The sequence below is a fragment of the Allobacillus halotolerans genome (assembly GCF_018967645.1).
Taxonomy (GTDB): Bacteria; Bacillota; Bacilli; order Bacillales; family Alkalibacillaceae; genus Allobacillus; species Allobacillus halotolerans.
This window is the reverse complement of the sequence record NZ_JAHLZF010000036.1, coordinates 1-542: the sequence shown is the minus strand read 5'-3', so window position 1 is coordinate 542 and position 542 is coordinate 1. Positions and strand designations below refer to the sequence as shown.

1 protein-coding gene and 1 pseudogene are annotated in these 542 nt (G+C 33.2%); both read right to left on the bottom strand.

Features of this window, described 5'->3' with window-relative positions; genetic code table 11:
- Nucleotides 1-266, bottom strand: a pseudogene (locus KQ486_RS14485) (minor capsid protein); the annotation flags it as partial.
- A 6-nt stretch (nucleotides 267-272) separates the two neighbouring features.
- Nucleotides 273-542: phage portal protein (locus KQ486_RS13715; RefSeq protein ID WP_216687975.1), on the bottom strand; the 270-nt coding region annotated here is incomplete at its 5' end.

Here is a 542-nt window from a genome sequence, read left to right as displayed (position 1 = left end):
TCCTTGTTTTCGACCAATCTTTTTGCTTCTTCTTGAAACGCTTTTACATCGAACTCATCAATAATCTTTTGTGCTTCTTGTAATGTAACGCCTGCAAAATCTCCGTACTTAACAATAAACGCATTGATTTCTTTTTCAATGCGCTTAATCATCATATTCAATATACGTTCTATTTCTTCAGCTTTAGTTTTATCACGCTTCAACTCATTCTCGATTGCTTTGCGTCCGCGTTCTTCCCAATATTCTTGAGTGTTTTTGTTAGGCAATTACAATCATTCCTTTTTATCAACAGTATCTTTTGTATCATCATCTTGTTCGTCATCATTGATGTCTCTAGGGTCTTTATAAATACCTTTTTGAGCTTTTTTAATAGATTCTTTCTCATCTTCTTCGATTTTCTTAACTTCTAATTCAGGGTCTTGGAAGAACGAGAATAGAGACATTAAAGTTGTTTGGCTAATCTTCCCGCCAGAATCAATATAAGCTTTTAATTCTTCAATCAATGATTTAGGTAAGTTTCTGTTGTATACGTATCTAACAGT